Origin of the sequence: Actinocrinis puniceicyclus (assembly GCF_018283645.1) — a bacterium.
Classification (GTDB): domain Bacteria; phylum Actinomycetota; class Actinomycetes; order Streptomycetales; family Catenulisporaceae; genus Actinocrinis; species Actinocrinis puniceicyclus.
The window spans coordinates 1-20469 of record NZ_JAGSXH010000011.1; the positions used below are offsets into that span (position 1 = coordinate 1).

Sequence of the window (20469 nt, forward strand, 5' to 3'; positions counted from 1 at the left end):
GAACACGACTACGCCCCGCCCCGCAATCAACATGCTGTAGCGCAAGCTAGCAAGGATCTTCGAAGCCGACGATAGCGCACTGCCAATACTTGGCAAAGGAGTTGCAAAGAGCAGTTCGGGAGATGATTCCTTGCCCTCAGGAGGCGAAGACAGTACGGTCCAGATGTTGACGGGCTCCGCAGCCCTGAACCAGGGGGCCTGGTATACGGGGGTCAGGGAGCATTCTGCGACAGAAAGTTCGCATGCTTACCTTCATACGTGAAAAAAACTCGCGGCGCGGACTCACGGCGGGACTCTCCGTTCTCGCGGTGACCGCCGGTGTGCTGACGGCGAGCCCTGCGGTGGCCGCCACCTCAAAGCAGAGCCCTGCGAATTCCACTGGCAATCCGGTCACCGCTCCAGCCGGCGCGGAGAAGCTGCCGGCCGACGCACCCAAGCTGCCCGACGGGCACGGGCCGACTCCGGCTGAGCAGCGAGCGATGGAAGCCGCTGCCGCCAAAGCCCGCACGAGTGGTAAACCCGTGGTCGTCGATGCGTTGACCACTCCGACTGTGCAGGTGGTCGCGCTGCCCGGCGGCGGGTTCCAAATGGCCGACAACCCCGCCCCGGTTCGCGCCCAGACACACTCCGTGTGGGCTCCGATCGACACCACACCGCGTAAGAACCCTGACGGCACCTTCAGCCCTGCGAACATCGCCTACGCGAAGGTCACCTTCGGCGCGGCGGGATCACACGTCCTCGCCACCACCGCGACCCCGGACGGCGGTTCCTACCAGTTGTCCTGGCCCACCGCGCTGCCCGCGCCGACCGCCGCCGGTTCGACACTTACCTACCGGGGCGTGCTGCCCGGCGTAGACCTGCTGATCGCGGCCAACGCCTCCGGTGGATTTAGCGACACCCTCGTCGTGCGCGACGCCAAGGCGGCGGCCAACCCCGCGCTCGCCAAGCTGGTGCTTCCGGTGCGCGCCACCGGCCGTGCCGACGCGCGCAGCCGTACCCTGGCCACCTCGCCCGCGGGTATGGCCTTGTCCGCAGCCGGCGCGCTGATGTGGGACTCCAGCACCGGGCCCGGTCGGCAGGCCCACGCCGACCCGTCCACGGCGCACGCTCCCGGACAGGCTGCCCGCACCGCGGTCATCGGGATGAGTGCGACCGGCCAGGCGCTGACGCTCACCCCGGACCTGCGGCTGCTTCATGGGCCGGGCACGATCTTCCCGCTCTACATCGACCCGTCCTACACCTGGCACAACAGCGGTACGCTCGGCACCCAGTACTTCGACGAGGTCAAGCAGTACGGCCCCTGCGCCGGTCAGGCCGAGACCAACAACTCCGGCTCGGGCGGCGACTACGGCCAGCTCGGTGTCGGCTACACCTCTTCTGGGTATCCGAACTACTCCACGTGCTCGGGCGACCAGCGCACCTTCTATCAGTGGAAGCTGCCCAGCTACATCAACCAGGCTCACATCAACACCGCCACCGTCGGTGTGACAGAGGTCTGGCAGGCCAGCTTTTCCTGCTCGTACAGCCACACGATCAACCTGCACTGGTCCGGCGGGATCGGTACCGGCACCAACTGGAGCAACCAGCCCGGCTACATGACCGGCGCCGACTCGTTCAACGCCTCGACCAGCATCGGCTCGGCATACAACCCGAACGGCTGCCAGAACCCGACCAGCTCCACCGCCGGATTCAACGTGCAGGGCCCGCTTCAGATCTCGGCGAACGGCAACGCCAGCCAGATCACGTTCGCACTGACCAACGATTCCGACGAAACCCACTACAACGGCACCGGCTTCGCCCGCTACGCGGACAACCCGACCCTGCAGATCCAATACGGCCACACACCCACCACTCCCGCAGCAAGCCAGCTGACGGCCAGCACCAGCGGTTCCAATACCGTCCCGTGCACGACCGCCGCACCCTACCCGTTCGTCGGCACGACCATCGCCAGCAACGGCATCACCCTGACCGGCGCCAACCTGACCAGCCCCGACGCTGATCCGCTGCAGGCCAACTTCAAGTACTGGCTCACCCTCACGCCGGGCACGACGTACACCGCGTCCAGCGCCTTCGGCATCACCAACGGCCAGTCCGCGTCCATCAAGCTGCCCAGCAGTTTCACCAGTACCCTGACGAACGGGACGAACGTCTCCTGGCAGATGCAGACCACGAACCTGCAATGGCCCAGCGGCTGGTCCCCCGTATGCACCTTCACCGCCGAACCTACCGCCCCGGCTCCTCCGACCATCGCCGCCAACACCACCTATCCCGCCGGAGTCACCGGCGCCACCGCCGACACCGCGGCCACCTTCCAAATCACCGGCGATCCGACCGGCGCTACCGCCGCGAAGTTCTACTACAACCTCGACCAGGGAACGACCACCAACGGCACTCCGGTGGGCCAAATCGCGATGCCGGTCGGCACTACCGCCTCCAGCCCGACACACCGGTGGCTGCTCAGCGGCGCGGGCAGTGACTCGGTCGGCTCCAGCACCGTCACCCTGGCCGCCGGCGCCGGCTGGGGCACCGACGCCAACCGCCAGAACGTCATGAACTCCACCAGCGCGACAAACAGCTACGCGAGCGCCGGCGGGCCGCTGCTCAACACCACCGCCAGCTACAGCGTCAGTGCCTGGGTCAAACTCACCAGCACCAGCGGCGACGCCGTCGCCGTAAGCCAGGCCGGCACCAACATCGGCGCGTTCTTCCTCGGCTATGACGCCAACAAAACCGGCTGGTGCTTCTACGGCTACAACGGCGACGTCAGATCCAGCGGCTTGACCAACTGGCCCGGCGTCTGCCCCACCACCGACCACCCCACACTCAACGTCTGGACCCTGATCACCGGCGTCTACGACGCCAGCGCTAAAACCCGCGCCCTCTACGTCAACGGCACCCTGATCGGAACCGGCCCCGACACCACGGCCTTCGCCACCAGCGGCGCCCTGACCATCGGCGACGAACGCTACAACGCCACCGCCGCCTTCAACTTCCCCGGCCAGATCAGCGACGTCCAAACCTACAGCAGGGCCCTGACCGGCACCGAAGTCAGCGCCATGTACAACACCAACAACACCAACGTCACCATTACCCCGCCGTCACCCGGCCCGCACACTCTGAACGTGGAAGCGGTCGACGCGGCAGGTGACGTTTCGTCCACCGCCAGCTACTCGTTCATCGCCAAGACGCATGCCGGGGCGAGCTGCCAGACGCTGGCGCAGTGCTTCGATAACACCGCGATCTCCTCCGACAGCGCGCCCTCGCAGGCGAATGCCGACGGCGCCGGAAACGGCCTCTCGGTCACCGACTTGGGCAATGCCGGCTGGAGCAGCAACGGCCACGTCACCATCGACGGTGCCAACCTGACGCTGCCGACGTTCGGGTCCGGACAGGCCGACAACGTCATCGCCCAGAACCAGGTCATCAACTACAGCTACCCGGTGCCGACTACCGGCGCCAGCAGCCTGATGTTCCTGACCACCGCGACCAACGGCGGCTACGTGGACCCGGGTCAGATCACCGGCGACGACACCGCGCCGTTCATCGGAGCCGGCACCGGAGTCGCCGGCGAACGCTGCTTCACCGGCACCATCGACAACGGATACTGCGCTCCTAGCGGAGTGATCACGTACGCGGCCGGGTGCGCGGCCGCCACCAACAACAACCAGAGCTACGACCTGACCGTCCCGGACTGGACCGCCGGTCCGTCCTCACCCGCGGCGGTCGCCCTGCCTCACCTGAACAACCCAAATGGCCAGAAGGCGAAGACGGCCTACCTTTATCCGTTCGCGATCCCGCTCTACCCGGGCTGCACCGTGCAATCCATCACGCTGCCCGACAACAGCACTATCAACGGCAGCACGAGCGCGATCCACCTGTTCGCCCTCGGTACCCGCAACACCACCACCGGCACCGTTGAATCGGACGGCACCACCCATGCCACCGACAGCGGGAAGACCTGGACCGGCGCATGGGCGGAGGACACCGAGGGGAACTACGACTTCGAGACCGGGAGCTTCTCCAACCAGTCCTTCCGCGTCATGGTCCAACCCTCGGTGACCGGCAACGTCGTCCGCGTCAAACTCGACAACGCCCTCGGCACCAGCACGCTGCACATCGGCCACGCCACCGTCGCCCTGGCCGCCGGAAACGACATCAACGCATCCGCCGCCACGGCCTCCGGGTCCACACCCGTCAACCTCACCTTCGCCAACTCCCCGAGCACCGTGATTCCTGAAGGCGGCATGGTCTTCAGTGACCCGCTCTCCTTCAACGTCACCAGCGGACAATGGCTGGACGTCTCCTTCTACCTCAGCAGTACGGCTGCCAACCTGGTCCAGCACTCCTGGGCCACCGACGCCTACGAATACGCCGCCCCAGTCGGTTCCGGCGACCACACCGCCGACAGTGCCGCGACCGCCTACACCGCGTCCGGCAACGTGAACGGCACCTTCACCGACCTGGTCACCGGGCTTGATGTGGAAACCGCGGGCATGCCCACCCAGGTCGTGCTCGGCGACAACCTCATCGACGCCTGGCAGAACAACACCGCGCCGCTCAGCCCGAACCAGGGCGCGGCACTGCGTTTGACGGACGATCTGGCCAACGCGACCCCCACCACTCCGGCGCCCTGGGGCACCATCAACGCGGGCATCGAGTCCAACCAGATCGCTGTCGACAATCCCGAGACGCTCACCAACGTCGGCGCCGTGGGCGGACCCTCCGCCAGCTCCCGCATCGACCGCGACGTCCTTGACGAACCAGGAATCAACACCGTGATCCTCAACCAGGGCCTCGAGGACGCCCTGAGCGCACCCAATATCCTCAACGGGAACCTCACCCTCGACCAGGTCACCTCCAACCTGGAAGGTGCGATGACCGGGCTCGTCGGCGAACTCGCCGCCACGGCGACCACCAGCAGCGGCACCGGCTTCATCAACACGGTCGCCCTGGGACTGACTCCCTGCGGCGGCTACAACGGCAGCGGGTCCACTGGCACTGGCACCAACGCCAACGACCCGTGCAACGCCAACGTCGAGACCGTACGCACCGCCCTCAACGGCAACCTGAGCAGCGGTACCGGCCTCGGCCTGAGTCCGTATGGCAGCGGTAGCGCGAGCTTCTTCTATGTCGACCCCGACCCTGTCATCGGAGCCACCGCCGACAACCCGGTCCAACTCGTCCCCGCCGCGCAGGTCGGCACCAGCCGCAACAACTCCCCCGCCGACCCGGTGAACCTCACCAACGCTGGAATCGGCGCCCTGACCAATGCCATCCTCGCCAACCAGGATGTCTGGCAGCTGACCGACGGCACCGGCGGCAACCCGGCAGCCCAAGCCACCGACAGCGCGCCGACCCACTACTCCAACGCCTACCTCACCGGGACCGACCCCGCCTCCGGGACCAACACACTCACCCTGTACGGCACCGAAGGCACCAACTACGCCTGGCCTACCGATGCCGCTCGAGTCAACACCCAGGACACCGATGGAACCGTGCTGAGCCTCGACGGCACCGCCGGATACGGCGCCGCGAGCAGCACATTGATCAACACCCTGGGTAGTTACAGCATCAGCGCCTGGATCGATCCCACCTCCGCCGGCTCCGCACAAGTCGTGGCTGCCGAATGCGGCAACAACCATTGCGCGCTCTACTTCGGCCTCGACAGCAACGGTCACTGGCAGATCGGAGGGCAGGGCTCAGACACTGCCTCAGACAACACCTACTACGGCGCGACCGTAGCCTCCACCGCCGCGAACAACACGTGGACGCACCTGGTCGCCACATTCAACGCCGTAACCGACACCTACTCGCTCTACGTCAACGGCACGCTCGCCGCCACCGCCACAGGACGCCCCACCGGTTGGGCAGCCACAGGGCCCTTCACCGTCGGGGCGCTCAACCTCCTCGGCAACGGCACGCCGATGGTCAACCACTACCTCAGCGGAAAAGTCAGCGACGTCCAAGCCTTCAACTACACGCTGACCGCACCCCAGATCACCGCCCTCTACGACCAGATCCAGTAAATTGCGCGATAAGCCCGACGGGGGCCCGCTGCCAGCGCGCTGGCAGCGGGCCCCTTCCGTGGCCCGACCCGGCCAGTTGTTACAGCTCCCTGACGCGGACCAAATGCTGACCCGGTCCAACGACCATTAGCATGACGGGGCGGCGGCGCCTCCGAGTCGGTCGGTGATCGGCGATCCGCTCTCGGGCTTAGGGGTCTTCAGGGATGCGACGATTGCATGTGCCGCGCTGGCGCGCGCCGGGCTGGGTCACCATCCTCGCCGCCGGCGTGGTGTCGGCCGCGTTGATGGGCGTGCGGCTGTTCGTGCCGCAGCCGGTCGCGATGGCCAACAACGGCGATGCACAGCGGCTCATGTGCCAAATCCACGCCGATGCGGCCCGCCCGCCAGCGTCGAGCGCACAGTGGTACTTCGTGCGACTCCACTACGCGTTCACGTCGCACCACAGCCGCTGCATCGACTATCCGACCACGCAGTATCTCCAGTTGCGGCTGACCTCCTGGGTGCACCGCCACCTGCTCGGCTTGACCGGCGCCATCGACACCCGCGAGCTCATGGTCGAGTACTGCGTCCTGGTCGGCATCGTGATCGCACTAATGGCCTGGTTGCTGCGGCCGGTGCGCCTCCCGATCCGGATCGGCCTGCTGGCAGCGCTGTTCGCCGTGCTGGCCGACGCCACCTTCGCCGACTACGCCGGCTCGCCGTACAGCGAGACCACGGCTCTCTACGGGCTGCTCGTCGTCGCCGTCGCCGGTGTGATCGCCGTGGCGCCGGTCAACGACCAGGGCCGGGTGATTGCCTTCCTGGTCGCGTCGGTGGCGGCCACATTCGCCGTCGGCGCGAAGAACGAGACGGTCACACTGCTGATCCCGCTGGCCGCGCTGCTCGGCACCCGGCGCGTCCCGTTCGGCCGTTTGCGCAGCCGCCTGGGCGTCAGGGTCCTGCCGGCCTTGTGCGTGGTCGCGCTGCTGGCCACGGCCGGTTGGAGCATGGCGCACGAGTCGCGTGAGGACCAGGAGATCAACACCGCCCAAGAAGTCACCATGACGCTCATGCCGAGGGTGGGCGACCCGGGTCAGCTCGCCGCGGACTTCGGGCTGCCGCGCGCCTTCGGCCAGTACAGCGGCACGAACTGGTGGAGTGACCACCCGATCGAGAACGATCCGGCCTTCTCGCACTACCGCACCCGTTTCTCCCGCTCCAATCTGGTGCGGTACTTCGCCGAGCACCCGACCATGTCCGCCCGCGTCTTCTCCGGGGGAGCCGACGCGTACCTCACCTTCCGCGCCAACTACCTCGGCAATTACGCGGCGAACTCCGGCCAGCCGCCCCAGCACCAGGAGTGCCGCGTCTGCTTCGTGCCGAGCGCGGCGCACGCGCTCAAGTGGAGCGGGTTCCCCGGCGTGCTGGCGTACTGGCTGGCCTGCCTGGCCGGCGCGGCTTGGCTGATCCGCACCGGATCGGCGAACTCGCGCCGCCGCGGCTTCGGCCTAGTCACCCTCACCCTGCTCGGCTGCACGGTCATTCAATACGCCACCGCCGTATACGGAGAGGGAAACGAGGTCACCAAACACCTCGCGGTCGCACTGTTCACCGCGACGCTCGCGCCCGTCTGGATCGCCGCCGGCGCTCTGACGCCACGCTCACCGTCCGAGACGGCAACGCATCCCAGGCTCCTGCGACCGGGGAAGCTCCTGCAGCGCACGACGACGAGTGCGCACCTGCTCCGGACGCCGCCGTACGAAGCGCTGCGCCCAGCAGGTCGCGCCACGGCTGCGGCGGGCAGAACGCCTCCTGCGCCCACCGTTGCCAGCCCTTCGGGACGCTGCCCGGGCGAGCGGTGATACCCCTGTGCCACCCGGAACCGGACCGCCTATCGTTCCCGCGCTGAGCCGGTGCGCGCCGGCCGCTCCCAGATCCCATTCCCGCTCCAGCCCGTCGGCGCCGCTGCCGCAGTCCAGCCAGGCCGTGCCCGCCGTGTACGGGCCGAGCTAGAACTGGCGCAGGTAGTCCTCCATCAGCTGGCCTTCGGGTAGCCTCAGGAGTTCCGGCCGCACGGCGCCCTCGGGCCGTGTCAACCCGCCGGGGCAGGATCGACAGCTGTCTGCGATGTCGGCGCCGCCTCCGTTCGATCTCGGTGGCGTCGTCAGCGACGGTTCGGTCGTGAATGGCATAGTTCCAGACCACGACCGTCGATGGTGCATCAGCACCCGGCGCCGACGTCCCGAGATTTGGGGTACGCCCCCATAGCCGCCGACGTACAGATCATCACGACACTCGGCCTCTGATCCGCACCATGGTGCACCAGGCTACCGACGGTGGCCCCTGGACGCGCTGGCGCCGGTGGTCGATCAGGTCGCCGGTCCAGCGTTCTGGACGGCGAAAGCGAGCTGTCCATCCGCGCGCACACCGAAGGCGCGAACGGCTGGCTCAAAGCCGGCGACGCCAGCATGAGCATCCCCGCCTACCGCAGGCCACGCGGACGCGTCGCCCAGACGCTCCTGCTGGCACTGATCATCGCCGTCAACAACCTGCGTCGCCTCGAACAGTTCCTGCGCGACAGACACGAAAATCCCACCACACTGATGGACCACCTGCTGCCCGAGAACCCGGCCTCGTCCACCGAACACGACGGTGAAGCTCCGTCCGACACGTCCGGCGGCGGCCCGCCCACTGGCTGAGAAGTAGCCCGCCCACCGATCAGCGCACGCATCGATCGGCCCTAACCCAGCAGCACGCCGAGGGGACCGCACACACCAAGGTGCGCGGTCCCCTCGGCATGCCTGCGCGCGGGCCAACCGACTCCTTCCCGGACCGTCACGCCGCCCAGAAGAAGATCACGCGGCTCCCAGCTAACGAAAACACGCTCCAAAGCGAAGATCCCGGTCAACCAAGACTGGTTGACCGGGATCTCGTGAACGTCCAGCGAGCGAACTCGTGAACATCCCTGCGTAGCGGGGACAGGATTTGAACCTGCGACCTCTGGGTTATGAGCCCAGCGAGCTACCGAGCTGCTCCACCCCGCGTCGGTGTGTCTCTACTGTAGGTCGAAGGCGGGCGTTAACGCAAATCGATATGAGCCACAGGCCTGCGCGGCGCCCAGACCAGCATCCTTACGGTGCCCGGGCGGGATCGGGAAGAATGGGCGCATGGACAACGGCTCGGCTGAGACCAAGGGCGCGATGAACACCGCGCTGACACGATCGCTGATCGAACTGGAGCAGCACGTCGCCCGCGACGGCTGGGACCAAGGCCCGCGGCTGTTCGCACTGGCGGACACCGCGGCGCTGATCAAGGCCGAGCCGCGGCTCGCGGCGGCGCTGGCGCCGGAGACGGTCGAAATGGCCGGCCTGGCCCCGCTGCGGACCTACACCTCGATCGAGCAGGAAGGCTTCCCCGGCGGCCGGGCACTGGACGAGGCACTGTCCGGGATCGGCTGGCCGGAGACGGTGGACGGCGCTGCGCTGGTCGTCGAGCGGGTCATGCTGCCCCCTGACGCCGAAGCAGACCTGCCGGCCGAGAGTGACGGCGTGAACGTCGACGCCTGGGCCGCCGCGCACCCGCAACGGCAGGAGGTACGGATCGCGGTCGGCGTGCTGCGGGACGGCTCACGCGATTGCGCACTGCGGCTGCGGTCGCGCGACACCGACGACGAGGTGCTGTCCGGACCGGGACTCGTCCCCAACCTCGAAGACGCGCTGGCGCAGACATTGCAGGACTGACAGGACGGCTGTGCTGAGGCCGCCCGTGCCGGCTTCAGCAGCTCGGCGGCGTCTTGCCCGCGCGCAGGTCCGCGAGCGCGTTCAGCGCGTCCTGCAAGGTCGAGACCTTCGCCAGTTCGAGACCCGACGGAAGGTTCGCCTTGGCGTCGGCGCAGTTGTCGGCCGGCGCCAGGAAGACCGTCGCCCCGTCGCGCCGAGCGCCGATCGTCTTCATCTGGATGCCGCCGATAGCCCCGACGTTGCCGGACGCGTCGATCGTGCCGGTGCCCGCGACGATCCGGCCGCCGGACAGGTCACCGCCCGGGGTGAGCTTGTCGATGATCCCCAGCGCGAACATCATCCCGGCGCTCGGGCCGCCGACACCGTTGAGCTGGATGCTCACGTCGAACGGGAAGGTGTTCTCGCCCTCCACCGAGATCCCGACCACCGTCCTGCCCTTGCTGCTCTTGACGGTGCCGGTAGTGACGGTCTGCTCCTTGGCCCCGCGCGATACGACGAACGTGACCTGCCCGCCGGGCGTCACCTTCTGGATCACATCCTGCAGCTGTTTCAGTCCGCTGTCCCCGCCGGAAGTGATCGCGGTGCCGTCGAGCGATTTGATGACGTCGCCCGCCTGAAGCTTGCCGTCCGCGGGCGTCCCCGCGGCCACCGAGGCGATGACCACCTCGCTGCCGGTCGGCTTGATGCCGAGCGCGCCGAGCGCGGCGGTGATCGCGGCGTCCTGCGAGTCGGTGAACGCCACCGCGTTCTCCTGGTCGCTCTGCTGCTGCGTGGTGCCCGGAGGGTAGATCGTCTCCTTGGGCACGATCGCCTCGTCCGAGCTGAGCCAGCCGACCAGCGCGGTACCAAGCGGCATCTGGTAGTCCTGACTCGAGACGCCGACCGTCACCATCCGCAGCTCACCCTTGGTGTTGTACGTCGGGTGCCCGGTGATCGTGATCAGCGGCGTTCCCTGATACGAGCCCAGCGTGTCGAAGGTCGGGCCGGGGGTCATCTCCGCATAGGGCACCGGCTGGAAATACACGCCGATCCCGAAGACGGCGAGCAGAGCCCCTGAAACGGCGAGCGTGACGGTTCGTCGGCGCGGCATGCGAACGACCCTAATGCACGATTCTGAGCGCGCGCAGCGCAGGGGCGACGCGGCGCGCGGGCAGCGGCCGTAGCGAGGTCAGTCCACGACCGAGACGGCCGGACGTTCCGGTGGAGGTGGCTGCTGGGTGCGCGCGAGGACCTGCCTGGCCCGCTGGTAACGATGCAGCGTGCCCACGTCCTCGCGGGCGCGGCGCACGCGCCGTGCAGCGGCGGCAACGCCTGCGGCTGCCACGACCGCGACGGCCGGGATGGCCCACCAGATCAGGATCGAGAGCACGGCCACAGCCTAGGTCAGATGCCCACCCAGGCGTGGGAACCATCCCGGAACTCCTCCCGCTTCCAGATCGGGACCTGCTCCTTCAGCGTGTCGATCAGCGCTCTGCAGGCGGCGAATGCCTCGGCCCGGTGTGCCGCGCCGGCCGCGACGACCACGGCCAGGTCGCCGACCTCAAGCCGGCCGCACCGGTGCACCGCGGCCAGGACGGTGCCGGGATGCTCGGCGGCGACCGTGCGCGCCACGTCGAGCAACTGGTCGCGGGCGGTGGGGTGGGCGGTGTATTCGAGTTCACCGACCAGTTCGCCGGGCCGCTCGGGTGTGTGGTCGCGCACGGTGCCGATGAACAGTGCGACGCCGCCTACACCGCGATCGGTGACCGCGTGCAGCACCTCATCCACCGAGAGCGTGGTGTCACGCACGTCGATGAGGCGGACTGGCTCGCTTGCGGTGACGGTCATCGCATCATCATCTCTTACTCACTCTCGCCTCTTGCTCGCGGTCGTCTCGCCCGCCGCCCGGACCTGAGACGGCGGCCGCTCAGCCCGACCGGCGCTTCTTGCGGGCACGGCGTACCAGCGCCGCCGTGCCGACCAGCGCGACGGTCGCGCCGGCGGCGCCGAGTCCGGCCGCGGCGTCCTTCTTGCCGAGGCGACGCGCCAGCGCGGCGTGATGGCCCTCTATTTCCAGCAGCAGCGCCTGAAACGCCTCGGCGTTGCTGTGCTCGGCCTGCCAGCCGGTGGCCTCCAGCTTCCCGGTGGAGACGGCCCAGGGATGCATGACGTACTGCAGGTCGGTGGCCGGGGCGGGCGTCAGATGCAGCCGGTGCAGGCGCTCGGCGGCACCGAGGGCCAGCGCCTCGGGCAGTTCCATGCGGCGCATGCCGGAGATCTCCTCGACTTCCTGCTGCCCGAGCCAGCCCTCGCTGCCGACGGCGAACGGGCCCTCCACATCGCTCAGCGCGGTATGCACCAGCCCCGAGGCCAGATCCTCGATGTGGCAGAACTGCCAGCAGGGCTCGGAGTCCTTGACCACCAGCAGCCGGGGCGCCTCGAAGTGCCGGGTGAAGACGGTGTCGACGCCGTGACCGGTGAGCACGGCCGGGCGCAGCACGGTGACGGACAGGCCGGGGTGTGCCTTCGGGGCCCGCTCTGCCAGCCGTTCTATCTCCAGGTAATCGCCGACCAGCGAGCCGTCCGGCACCGCGCGCAGCGGCGCGTCCTCGGCGAGCGGCACGGGGTTGTCCGGGTAGGCGCCGTACACCATCGCACTGGTGAACAAAACGACCCGTCCGACTCCCGCAGCAGCCGCGGAGGTGAGCACCGTCTGCGCACCGCGGACGTTCCACGCGGTACGCGCTTTGGCGTCGGTATCCGGCGATGTGTCGATATCCGTGTGGATGACGACGTCCACATCCGCGAGCCGTTCGGCCAGTGCCGGGTCACGCGTATCGGCCGAGCGGAATACGACACCCGGCAGGTCCAGCCTGCGCGTGTCCAGCGCGATCGCCTTGCGCACCCCGTCGTGCCCGGCCAGTCGGGCGGCCACCTGCGCGCCGATGACGTCGGCCGCGCCGGTCACCGCTACGGTGAGACGCGCCGAACGGCGCCGTCCGCCTTCTGCCGGGGAACTCACAAGCACACTCCGTTGGTTACTACGGTGAGAGGGACGGGACGCTCCGTTCACCGTAAAGTCTGTTCTATCCGTTGAGTGCGCGATCTCCGAGTGATTGAGTCGGCTGTGCTTCCCGTGAACACCGCTTCTCGTGGACACCGGCACGCCGGGGGTCCGGCTCCAGTGTGGACGATTGTCTAGAGGTTCGACGTGAACGACCACCCAGAAAGTTTCCCACCGGGCGGGGACGAGCCGGAGCCGGTGCCGTTCGAGGACATCGTCAAGGGGCTGGAGGGCCTCGGCGCCGACGTTGAGCGCGAGGCGCATCAGGAACAGCAGCAGGCCGCGCGGGAACAGGGCGAACAGCCCGGCCGCGGCCGGGCGGGCGAGAGCGCCGGCGGCGACGACGAGGAGTCCGATCCGCTCTCCGGGTTGCTGAACGCACTGGGGCTCGGCGGCGGGTCCGGCGCCGAACTCGGCGAGTCGCTGTCCAAGTTCGCGGCGGGCCTCGGGCAGCAGATGCAGGGGTTCGACCCGCAGATGCTCATGATGATGATGGGGCGCATCCAGTCCCTGATCAACAACGGCGAGGGGCCGGTCAACTGGGCGCTGGCCCGCGACGTCGCTCGCACCGTGTCTGCCGCGCAGCCGGACCCCACGCCGACCGCCGGCGAATCGGCCCCGATCGAGGACGCGGTGCGGCTGGCCGAACACTGGCTGGACGAGGTCACCGCGCTGCCGGCCGGTACCACCGGCGCGCTGGCGTGGAGCCGCGCCGATTGGATCGAAAAGACGCTGCCGGTCTGGAAGCAACTGGTCGAGCCCGTGGCGGACCGGATGACCGAGGCGATGACGGGTCTGTTGCCGGAGGCGGCGGCCGGAGCCCGGGCACCGATCACCGGCATACTGCGCCAGATGGGCGGTTCGCTGTTCGGGCACCAGGTCGGCACCGCGCTGGCGCAGTTGGCCACCGAGGTGCTCGGTTCGTCGGACATCGGACTGCCGCTCGGCCCGGACGGCAAGGCGGTACTGCTGCCGACGAATGTCGCGGCGTTCAGTGCGGGGCTGGAGATCCCGGCGACGGAGGTGCGGCTGTATCTCGCGATGCGTGAGGCCGCTTATCACCGTCTGTTCGCTCACGTTCCGTGGCTGAAGGCACACGTGCTCGGCGCCGTGGAGGCGTACGCGCGCGGGATCACTGTGGACCAGAGCCGTATCGAGGAACTGATGCGTAACGCACAGTCTCCGGAGGGCCTGGCGGACCTGCAAAGCGTGTTCCAGGAGGGGATCACCTTCACGGCACCGGACACTGCGCAGCAGCGCGCCGCGCTGGCCCGGCTGGAGACGATCCTGGCGCTGACCGAGGGCTGGGTGGACGCGGTCGTCGACGCGGCGGCCGTGCCGAACCTGCCACACTCCTCCGCGCTGCGGGAGACGCTGCGCCGACGCCGCGCTTCGGGCGGTCCGGCCGAGCAGACCTTCTCGGCGCTGGTGGGTCTGGAGATGCGGCCGCGGCGGCTGCGCGACGCGGCCAGGCTGTGGGCCTCGCTGGGGGACGCGCGCGGGATCGACGGGCGCGACGACGTGTGGGCGCATCCGGACCTGCTGCCGACAGCGCAGGACCTGGACGATCCTGACGGCTTCGTGCACCGCGACGAGATCGACCTGTCCGCCCTCAACGACTTGCTGACCGAGCCCGAGGGCGAGAAGAAGGACGGGAAGGGCAGCGGGGACGGCGTGGACGACGAAGACGAATAGCGACGCTGTGAGGCGACCGGCGGGGACGGCTACTCGCCGGTGGCGACCGGCCGGGCCGGATCGGTGACCCAATCCGACCACGACCCCGGGTACAGCAGGGCCTTGATGCCTGCGAGTTCGAGCGCGAGCACCTGGTGCGCGGCGGTCACTCCGGAGCCGCAGTAGACGCCGACCTCGCGCCCGTTGACGCAGTTCGCGCCGAGCGAGGCGAAGCGGGTGCGCAGGATCTCGGTCGGCAGAAAGCGGTCGTCCGGCCCCACGTTGTCGCGGGTCGGCGCACTCAATGCGCCGGGGATGTGCCCGGCCACCGGGTCGATCGGCTCCACCTCGCCGCGGAACCTGGCCGCCGCCCGCGCGTCGAGCAGGATGCCCTCGACCGCCAGCTTGGCCGCCGCGTCCGCGTCGGCGACGGGCATCGCGCCGGGTACGGCGATGAAGTTCCCTGTCGCGGTGGCAGCGCCTGGTTCGGGACCGCCAGGGGCGTCGCCCGTGGCGATCGGCAGTCCCGCGGTGGCCCAGGCGGCGTACCCGCCATCGAGCACCCTGACGTCAGCGTGGCTGAAGTACCGCAGCAGCCACCATGCGCGCGCCGCAGAAGTGGAGTCGGCCGCGTCGTACACGACTACGGGACGGTCGTCCGAGACGCCGAGGGAACGCATCACGGCCTGGAAGTCGTCAGCGCTGGGCAGCGGGTGCCGGCCTCCCTCGCCGTTCGGTCCTGGCCGGCCCGCCAACTGGTGGTCGAGGTCCACGAAACGGGCGCCGGGGATGTGCCCGACGGCGTACAGTTCGCGCCCGGGAGGGCCGCTGAGCGACCAGCGCACGTCGAGCAGCGTCGCCGCGGCAGGACCGCGGGCGCCCGCGGCCGCGCCGAGCAGGCCGGCCAGCCGCTCGATCGAGATCAACGGCGCGCGGTCCGACTGATCAGGAGCCATGGCAGGTCAACCTCGCACTTCCAGCAGGGGAACCAGTCGCTCGGCCGCCGTCATCGAACCGTGCATGCCGATCAGCCGGGACTCGACCACCTCGCGCTCGGAGGCGACCACGGCCCAGTCCTCGCGCATCGCCACCACCACGTCCCCGATCCGATCCCGCATACGCGGGTCGACGTCGGGCCCGAACCAGCCCTCGGCGATCGCGTCCTCACGGCAGCGCACCGTCGCGACGCCGTCGAGCCGTTCGGTCCAGATGGCGAGCACGTCGCGTGCCGCACCGGGGTGCGCGTAAACGTGCCGGGCGCGCGCCTCACCACCGAGCAGCGCGACGCCGGCGCGCAACTCCAGGTCGGTGTCCGCGTCGATGCGGTGTTCGGTGGGCACGTCGAGCATGCCGTGATCCGCGATCACGTAGAGCGAGGAATCCTGTGGCAAGCGCTCGGCGAACCACTGCACCAGAGCGTCCACGTAACCGAGTTGGTCGCGCCACGCCTGTGATCCGGTGCCGGCCGCGTGGCCGACGAAATCAAGGTCCGAATAATACAGGTAGACCAGCGCCGGCTCCGGGCCCTCCATCGCCTGGAGGGCGCGTTCGGCGCGCACATCCGGCGGCTCGGCCCCGCAGAAGCGCGCACCGCGGAAGACCGAGCGGGTCAGGCCGGACTCGGCGAAGCGCGGCGAGGAGACGTGGGTGACCTCGACCCCGGCCCGGTGCAGCCGCTCGAACATGGTCTCCCGGGGCTGCCAGCGCAGCGGATCGACGTCCTGATCCCATTTCAGGAAGTTCATCAGCCGCCCGGTGCCGGGGACCATGAGCTTGTAGCCGAGCATCCCGTGCGCGCCGGGCGGCAGGCCGGTGCCGACGGAGGAGAGCGAGGTCGAGGTGGTGGACGGGAAGCCGGCGGTCAGCCTGCGGCCGACGCCCTGCGGACCGATGTCCTGCGGCCCGTTACGCAGCAGCGCAGCGAGGTACGGCGCGGCATCGGCGTGCTTGAGAATCAACTCGCTGCCCATGCCGTCGACGAGGAACAGGCAGGCCCGGCGTACCGGGTGCAGCTGCCCGAGGCCGTCGCGCATGGAGGCGTTTGACGTGTCCGCGCCGGGGCCACTGAGTCCGGGCACGCCGAGGGCGGCGCCGATCGCGGGGAGCACATCGGAAAGCGCCCCCGCGACGTGGGCCGGGTTGTCGAACCCGACCTCCCCCTCGGCCGCCCCCGCGTCCACGCCGCTACCCGCGTCCAGCCGCGCCGAGTTCGACCGTGGCCGCCGCGAGCGCCTGGGCGAACTCGAGCGTCATGCGCACGGCGTCGGGGCCGTCCGCACCGGTCGACACCCTCAGCGAGAGATCATCGCCAGTGACGGTGCCGGTGTACCCGTGGTCCGCTTCACAGTTCGGGTCGCCGCAGTTGGCCGGTTCAAGGTCGACTCGGCCGACCGCGCCCCACCCGACGGTCAACACGACCTCGCGCGGCAGGGTGCCGCGCACGTGCTTGGCCGGATCGTCCACGACTCTCGTGACCACGACCGTCGACACCCGGTCGAGCCGGACGGTCTCGGTCGAGGTCGACGCGTACGAGCCCACCTGCGAGTCCACGCCGTCGAGCTCCGGCTCGGTGCCGTGCTCATCGGTATGCCCGACCACCAGGCGGCGCTTGGTGAGCGCGAGTACGGTGACGTGCCGGCGCACCTCTTCGGCGTCGAAGGTGGTTTCCTGGTGGACCAGATGGCTGATGACCGGTTCACCGCCGAGCGCGGTCTCCACGGCCTCGGCGACCAGCGCCGGATAGTAGCCGCTGCGCTCGATCGATGCGCGCAGACCGGGGTCGAGGGCGCCGGAGTCGGTTCTCTGGGGCATGCCCCCAATCCTCGCACTGCTCGCCCTTGTGCGCGTACATCGGGTGGCGCGGATCACGGCCAGTGCGCCGGGACTGTCGGCGGTGGGGCGAGAATGGCGCGCGTCGCGGGCCCGCCAAGGAGAGGATCCGGGCCGGCACCGCGCGCCCGCCGCCGCACCGGCAGTGACAACCGGCAGCGACATCAGTGCCGGTACGACGCGATCCGAGTCAGGCGCAGGAGCAGCGCCGCCGTGGCCCGCCGCAGCGCACCCCAGGAGACTGACGAGCCGTTCCCGCAACAGATGGCCGGTCCACTTGCCTGCACGGCAAAGCAGGCGGCAGTGACCGGGGCATGGCGTGTTCGGTCACCCGCGGCACTTCAGTGCCGAAGCCGTGGTGCGGGTAAGCGCTGACGCTGAGGCGCCACCTACCGAGACTACGCCGGGACAGATCCGCCTTGATCGTGCGTGAATCACGATCCAGCTGCGGCCGACAACGAGGGACTCAGGTAGAACTGTGTACACGCAGCCCCGTGCTCCGCCGCCAGACAGCTCGCATCCAGACAGCGACGGAACTTCTGCGCGTATTCACCGGCGCCACTTCACCGGAGTCACCCGGAGAAACCCGGGGAAACCCGGGCACGACCGGATACGCGCCCCGTCTGGCCGCTGTTCGAGGCTGTCGGCACGACGGGGCACAATAGGCCGCTAGCAGCATCCCTACCAGCACAGGAGCAGCGCAGCCATGGCCCGCCGCAGCGCACCGCAGGAGACTGACGAGCCGTTCGAGGAACGGATCGTCGAGATCGACGTGACCGAAGAGATGTCCAACTCCTATCTGGAGTACTCCTACTCGGTCATCTACTCGCGCGCGCTGCCCGACGCCCGGGACGGTCTCAAGCCGGTGCACCGGCGGGTGCTGTATCAGATGAACGAGATGGGGCTGCGGCCCGACCGCGGCTTCGTGAAGTCGGCGCGCGTGGTCGGCGAGGTGATGGGGCGGCTGCACCCGCACGGCGACGGGCCGATCTACGACACGCTGGTGCGGATGGCGCAGCCGTTCTCGATGCGGCTGCCGCTCGTGGACGGGCACGGCAACTTCGGCTCGCTGGGCAACGACGACCCGCCGGCCGCCATGCGGTACACCGAGGCGCGGCTGACTCCCGCGTCTTTGCTGATGACCGCGGACATCGACGAGGACACCGTCGACTTCGGGCCGAACTACGACGGCCAGGAGACCGAGCCGGAGGTGCTGCCCGCGGCCTTCCCGAACCTGCTGGTCAACGGGGCGGCCGGGATCGCGGTCGGGATGGCCACGAACATGCCGCCGCACAACCTGGGCGAGGTCGTGGCCGCGGCGCGGCACCTGATCAAGAAGCCGGAGGCGACCCTCCAGGAACTGATGCGGATGGTGCCCGGCCCGGACCTGCCCACCGGCGGCCGGATCGTCGGCCTCGACGGGGTGAGGGATGCGTACGAGACCGGACGCGGCGTGTTCCGCATCCGCGCCGCCGCGCACATGGAGACGCTGCCCAACCGGCGCAAGGGCATCGTGGTGACCGAGCTGCCGTACAACGTCGGCCCGGAGCGGGTGATCGCCAAGGTCAAGGAGCTGGTGCAGAACAAGAAGATCCTCGGCATCTCCGACCTGAAGGACCTGACCGACCGCGCCAACGGTCTGCGGCTGGTCATCGAGGTCAAGAACGGCTTCAACCCCGAGGCGATCCTGGAGCAGTTGTACAAACTGACGCCGCTGGAGGAGTCCTTCGGCATCAACAACGTGGCGCTGGTGGACGGCCAGCCGCTCACGCTCGGTCTCAAGGAACTGCTGGAGGTCTATCTCGACCACCGCTTCGAGGTGGTGCGGCGGCGCAGCGAGTACCGCAGGCGCAAGCGCTCGGACCGCATGCATCTGGTCGACGGCCTGCTGATCGCGCTGCTGAACATCGACGCGGTGATCCAGACGATCCGCACCTCGGAGAACGCGGCGAACGCGCGCGAGCGGCTGATGGCGCAGTTCGAGCTGACCGAGGTGCAGGCCAACTACATCCTGGACACCCCGCTGCGCCGGCTGACCCGCTTCGACCGGCTGGAACTGGAGACCGAGAAGGAGAAACTGGCCCGCGAGATCGCCGAGCTGACCGCGATCCTGGAGTCGGACGCGCTGCTGCGCCGCACCGTCTCGGACGAACTGGCGAAGGTGGCCAAGGACTTCGCCACACCGCGGCGCACCGTGCTGCTGGAGGCCGCGGACGCGCCGCTCACCGCCACGGTCCCGTTGGAGGTGCAGGACGCGCCGTGCCGGGTGTTGCTCTCCTCGACCGGCCTGCTGGCCCGCACCGGGCCGCTGGAGGGCGATGACGCCGTCGACGGCCCGCGTGCCAGACACGACGCGGTCGTCTCCGCGGTGGCCGGGACGCTGCGCGGCGATATCGGCGTGCTCACCTCCGCGGGCCGGCTGGTTCGCATCTCGGTGATCGACCTGCCGTCGGTGCCGGCCACCGCGGCGCCCGTGAACCCGGCGGGCGGCGCGCCGGTGTCCGAGTTCCTGGACCTGGCGGCCGACGAGAAGGTGCTGTGCCTGTCCACGCTTGATCCGCAGTCCCCCGGCGTGGCGCTGGGCACGCTGCAGGGCGTGGTCAAGCGGGTCGTGCCGGATTTCCCGGCGAACAAGGACGAGTTCGAGATGATCGCCCTGAAGGCGGGCGACCGGGTGGTGGGCGCGGCCGAGCTGCGCACCGGGCAGGAAGACCTGGCGTTCCTGACCACCGACGCGCAGCTGCTGAAGTTCTCCGCGGACCAGGTGCGCCCGCAGGGCAGGCCGGCCGCCGGGATGGCGGGGATCAAGCTGGCCGAGGGCGCCTCGGTGCTCGCCTTCACCGTGGTCGACCCGGAGCGGGACGCGGTCGTGGTCACCGTCGCCGGTTCAAGGGACGCGCTGCCGGGAACCGGAACAGGCACCGCGAAGGTGACGCCGTATCAGCTCTACCCCTCCAAGGGCCGGGCCACGGGCGGTGTGCGCTGCCAGCGGTTCCTGCGCGGCGAAGACACCCTCGTCTTTGCGTGGGCCGGCGCGACCCCGGCGCACGCGGCCGACGAGGCCGGCAACCCGGTGGACCTGCCGCCGCTCGACCCGCGGCGCGACGGCTCCGGCAGCCCGCTGCGTAAGGCATTCGCGGCGGTGGCGCCGGGCGCCTGAACCGGGCCGTCCCGCGGC

General features: G+C 69.3%; 12 protein-coding genes, 1 tRNA gene and 2 pseudogenes. 6 read left to right on the forward strand and 9 right to left on the reverse strand.

Going from position 1 to position 20469, the window contains the following annotated elements:
- Nucleotides 1-308 precede the first annotated feature (308 nt).
- The gene (locus KGA66_RS31425) at nucleotides 309-6026 is read left to right on the forward strand and encodes a LamG-like jellyroll fold domain-containing protein (RefSeq protein WP_211465047.1); all 5718 of its coding nucleotides are present in this window, start codon (nucleotides 309-311) and stop codon (nucleotides 6024-6026) included.
- Nucleotides 6027-6310: 284 nt separating this feature from the next.
- A pseudogene (gene wsfD, locus KGA66_RS32420) lies at nucleotides 6311-7582 on the forward strand (glycan biosynthesis hexose transferase WsfD); the annotation flags it as partial.
- 157 nt (nucleotides 7583-7739) lie between these two features.
- On the opposite strand, the pseudogene KGA66_RS31970 reads toward wsfD, so the two are convergent.
- A pseudogene (locus KGA66_RS31970) lies at nucleotides 7740-8104 on the reverse strand (DUF2201 family putative metallopeptidase); the annotation flags it as partial.
- A gap of 237 nt (nucleotides 8105-8341) precedes the next feature.
- Here KGA66_RS31970 and KGA66_RS05105 point away from each other — a divergent pair.
- Nucleotides 8342-8704, forward strand: a complete 363-nt coding sequence (locus tag KGA66_RS05105) for a hypothetical protein (RefSeq protein ID WP_211465050.1) — start codon at nucleotides 8342-8344, stop codon at nucleotides 8702-8704.
- Nucleotides 8705-8975: 271 nt separating this feature from the next.
- Here the strand turns inward: KGA66_RS05105 and KGA66_RS05110 are convergent.
- Nucleotides 8976-9049: transfer RNA gene (locus KGA66_RS05110), tRNA-Met, on the reverse strand.
- A gap of 123 nt (nucleotides 9050-9172) precedes the next feature.
- Here KGA66_RS05110 and KGA66_RS05115 point away from each other — a divergent pair.
- Entirely contained in the window at nucleotides 9173-9745 is a 573-nt protein-coding gene (locus tag KGA66_RS05115) for a PPA1309 family protein (RefSeq protein ID WP_246507057.1), read from the forward strand.
- A gap of 34 nt (nucleotides 9746-9779) precedes the next feature.
- On the opposite strand, the gene KGA66_RS05120 is transcribed toward KGA66_RS05115, so the two are convergent.
- From KGA66_RS05120 to KGA66_RS05135, 4 genes are all read right to left on the reverse strand, one after another.
- Nucleotides 9780-10835: a YlbL family protein gene (locus tag KGA66_RS05120; RefSeq protein ID WP_211465051.1), complete on the reverse strand. Its 1056-nt coding sequence runs from the start codon at nucleotides 10833-10835 to the stop codon at nucleotides 9780-9782.
- Between the two features lie 78 nt (nucleotides 10836-10913).
- On the reverse strand, nucleotides 10914-11114 hold the full coding sequence (locus KGA66_RS05125) for a hypothetical protein (RefSeq protein ID WP_211465053.1): 201 nt from the start codon (nucleotides 11112-11114) through the stop codon (nucleotides 10914-10916).
- Between the two features lie 14 nt (nucleotides 11115-11128).
- The gene (locus KGA66_RS05130) at nucleotides 11129-11572 is read right to left on the reverse strand and encodes a molybdenum cofactor biosynthesis protein MoaE (protein ID WP_211465055.1); all 444 of its coding nucleotides are present in this window, start codon (nucleotides 11570-11572) and stop codon (nucleotides 11129-11131) included.
- A 79-nt stretch (nucleotides 11573-11651) separates the two neighbouring features.
- Nucleotides 11652-12746, reverse strand: coding sequence for an NAD-dependent epimerase/dehydratase family protein (locus KGA66_RS05135; protein ID WP_312886759.1), 1095 nt, complete (start codon nucleotides 12744-12746; stop codon nucleotides 11652-11654).
- A 189-nt stretch (nucleotides 12747-12935) separates the two neighbouring features.
- On the opposite strand from KGA66_RS05135, the gene KGA66_RS05140 reads away from it, so the two are divergent.
- Nucleotides 12936-14483, forward strand: a complete 1548-nt coding sequence (locus KGA66_RS05140; RefSeq protein ID WP_312886760.1) for a zinc-dependent metalloprotease — start codon at nucleotides 12936-12938, stop codon at nucleotides 14481-14483.
- A gap of 29 nt (nucleotides 14484-14512) precedes the next feature.
- Here KGA66_RS05140 and KGA66_RS05145 read toward each other — a convergent pair whose 3' ends face one another.
- The 3 genes from KGA66_RS05145 to KGA66_RS05155 are packed head-to-tail and all read right to left on the reverse strand — an operon-like array spanning nucleotide 14513 to nucleotide 17273.
- Nucleotides 14513-15418, reverse strand: coding sequence for a sulfurtransferase (locus KGA66_RS05145; protein WP_211465059.1), 906 nt, complete (start codon nucleotides 15416-15418; stop codon nucleotides 14513-14515).
- 6 nt (nucleotides 15419-15424) lie between these two features.
- Entirely contained in the window at nucleotides 15425-16642 is a 1218-nt protein-coding gene (locus tag KGA66_RS05150; protein ID WP_211465061.1) for an alkaline phosphatase family protein, read from the reverse strand.
- Nucleotides 16643-16646: 4 nt separating this feature from the next.
- A complete protein-coding gene (locus tag KGA66_RS05155) occupies nucleotides 16647-17273 on the reverse strand; it encodes a DUF5998 family protein (RefSeq protein WP_211465063.1) in 627 nt (208 codons plus the stop codon).
- A gap of 724 nt (nucleotides 17274-17997) precedes the next feature.
- Between KGA66_RS05155 and KGA66_RS05160 the strand changes: the two genes are divergently transcribed.
- Nucleotides 17998-20451, forward strand: coding sequence for a DNA gyrase/topoisomerase IV subunit A (locus KGA66_RS05160; protein WP_211465064.1), 2454 nt, complete (start codon nucleotides 17998-18000; stop codon nucleotides 20449-20451).
- Nucleotides 20452-20469: the final 18 nt, after the last annotated feature.